This is a genomic window from Pseudoalteromonas sp. SG43-3, from assembly GCF_014164385.1.
GTDB lineage: Bacteria > Pseudomonadota > Gammaproteobacteria > Enterobacterales > Alteromonadaceae > Pseudoalteromonas > Pseudoalteromonas distincta.
In genome coordinates this window covers 1-2569 of sequence record NZ_JACJFC010000050.1, presented here as the reverse complement: position 1 = coordinate 2569, position 2569 = coordinate 1, and the positions used below count along the sequence as shown (strand labels likewise).

The following is a 2569-nucleotide window of genomic DNA, read 5'->3' as shown; positions in this document are numbered from 1 at the left end:
TGAGTATGTTCGTTAATCATAATGTGCCCTCAAACAAGATTTGAAGATCTGATCATGACATTGAGATTTAGTTCAAAAAAATCCCCGCTAATTTCTTAGCAGGGATTTGTGTATAAGAGACAGCTGTAAAGCGGCTTTTTGCATTATGGCTAAATATAAATTTAATGCTGATTGATCATGTGCGTTGCTAGTTGAGAGAATGATTGCTTTAAGCCTTCACGTAACAACGGATTGTCTATTTCTATATCCAGCGTTTTATTCATGCAGTACATCCACTGATCGCGCAATGCTTTATCTACAGTAAAAGGCATATGTCTTTTACGTAGCATTGGCTGGCCATGTTTTTCAGTAAATAGGTTTGGCCCGCCTAACCAACCAGATAAAAATTCAAAAAATACTTGGCGAATTCGATCTAATGGCAGAGGATGCATATCATATAACGGTTTAGCGTATTCATCTGACTCCATTATGTCGTAGAATCGATTGGAGATAGCTCGCGCCCCTTTCTCTCCACCTATTATTTCATACGGTGTTTTTTCAGGAGTAGGAGCCTGTTGCTCGGGAGCCGGCTTAGATTTAGAAAAAAGTCGTTTAATCATATTACTTATCATTGTTAATAGGCAGTTTATAGCTGCAAAGAGGTTGCTTTAAAATGGACAAATATGCGGTTTTTGGAAATCCAATTAAACATTCAAAATCCCCCGCGATACATAAACAATTTGCTGTATCACTGGGTGAGCAAATCGACTATCGCGCAATATTAGCACCTATCGATAACTTTGAAAAAACAGTATTGTCTTTTTTTGAGCAAGGCGGTGTGGGTGCTAATGTTACAATGCCATTTAAAGAGCAAGCTTATGCAATGGCTGATGAGCTTACCCCATTAGCCAAAATAGTAGGGGCTGTTAATACACTAAAAAAACGAGATGATGGCTCATTACTCGGTGATAACACCGATGGTGTGGGCTTTGTAAATGATTTACTCGCTAATGAAGTAGCCATAACTAATAAACGCATTTTAATCATAGGTGCGGGCGGTGCTGCTCGAGGGGTTATTTTACCTTTGTTAGAGCATAACCCTCAGGAAATAATAATAGTTAATCGCACAGCACAAAAAGCCAAAGAACTCGCAGAGCTGTTTACCCAATATGGACCAGTATCTGGCTTTGGTTTTGATGATTTACCAGTAAGCGATTACTCACTAATTATAAACTCTACCTCTAGCAGTATGAATAACGAACTTCCAGCACTTGATAAAAAACACATAATTAACTGTGAAGTCGCTTATGACATGTTTTATTCACTGCAAAATACCATTTTTATGAATTGGGTTGCACAGCATAATATTAACGCTAAGCTTTTAGATGGCAGTGGCATGTTAGTTGGTCAAGCTGCTCAAGCATATTATGTATGGCGTAATAAAATGCCAAAAATACTTCCCGTCGTTGATGCGCTCAAACAAGGAACGCTTAAATGAATCAGGCAATACAATTTATAGATAGGCTAGAGTTTAGAGAGCCCGATCATCAGTTAGTATTTTTTGCACAAGTTAGTGGCATGCTGGTGGAGTGTGTAATAGAAGTAAATACACTTAAACTAACAGACGAAAGTCACGCAACAGAGTATTTTGAAAAGTATCGTTTTGATTACGAAGAACGTGCCGAGGAGCTTATCGAAGAAGAGAGCTATAACTCGGCAGGCCAAATTGAAGTAAGTTTATTAACTTAAATTAGCTATTTCAGCTAAGTACTCATCTTTAAGTGATACATAGTTATCGGCAGATATTTTTAAAAAGGCAAGTTCTTGCTCCGTTAGAGGGCGGGCTTGCTTAGCCGGACTCCCTACATATAAGTAACCAGACTCTAAGCGTTTGTTTGGTGGTACCAAAGAGCCGCCACCTATAATTACATCATCTTCAACAACCACGTTATCCATAATAATAGCGCCCATACCTACAAGTATACGGTTTCCTAATATACATCCGTGCAGCATTACCTTATGACCTACAGTTACATCGTCACCTATAATAAGTGGATAACCATCTGGATTGCTTTTAGTTGCACGAGATAAATGCAATACACTGCCATCTTGTATATTGGAGCGTTTACCAATACGTATATAGTTAACATCGCCTCGGGCTGCTACTAAAGGCCAAACACTACTATTATCACCTAAAGTAATATCACCAACCAAAACTGATGACTCATCAATATAAACAGACGAATTAAACGAAGGAGTTACACCTTTATAAGAACGGATTGCCATATTTAGTACCTTTTAGATAATAGTTATTAGCTTTGAGTGTATCAGCAAGGTCTTTTTTGTACCATAACAGGCACCGTTTGGTTACAAAACTATCAGTTTTAGGGGGTTTAGTTCAGATACTGACCGAACAGCATCTTTTTTTACTTTTTCTTTAAAAAAGTACTTGCGTAAAAATCTGTTCTCCCTATAATGCGACCCCACTGAGACGGGAAACGCTGAAGCATAGCAAGGCACGAACTACTCAGAGAGTTAAATAAAACTTCGGTTTTAAATTGTCGAAAGAAAGTTTAAAACAAAGTGTTGA

General features: G+C 38.1%; 4 protein-coding genes. 2 read left to right on the top strand and 2 right to left on the bottom strand.

Annotated elements, in window-relative coordinates; translation table 11 throughout:
* Positions 1-161: 161 nt before the first annotated feature.
* Positions 162-599, bottom strand: a complete 438-nt coding sequence (locus H5157_RS20480) for a group II truncated hemoglobin (protein ID WP_004335148.1) — start codon at positions 597-599, stop codon at positions 162-164.
* 53 nt (positions 600-652) lie between these two features.
* Here H5157_RS20480 and aroE point away from each other — a divergent pair, with 53 nt between their 5' ends.
* Together aroE and H5157_RS20470 are read left to right on the top strand one after the other, a co-directional pair.
* The gene (gene aroE / locus H5157_RS20475) at positions 653-1477 is read left to right on the top strand and encodes a shikimate dehydrogenase (protein ID WP_182721536.1); all 825 of its coding nucleotides are present in this window, start codon (positions 653-655) and stop codon (positions 1475-1477) included.
* Positions 1474-1728, top strand: coding sequence for a DUF1488 family protein (locus tag H5157_RS20470; RefSeq protein ID WP_004335144.1), 255 nt, complete (start codon positions 1474-1476; stop codon positions 1726-1728). The genes aroE and H5157_RS20470 overlap by 4 nt, the downstream gene beginning before the upstream one ends.
* On the opposite strand, the gene H5157_RS20465 is transcribed toward H5157_RS20470, so the two are convergent.
* On the bottom strand, positions 1720-2265 hold the full coding sequence (locus H5157_RS20465; protein WP_002959868.1) for a gamma carbonic anhydrase family protein: 546 nt from the start codon (positions 2263-2265) through the stop codon (positions 1720-1722). The two genes, H5157_RS20470 and H5157_RS20465, sit on opposite strands and share 9 nt — an antisense overlap.
* Positions 2266-2569: the final 304 nt, after the last annotated feature.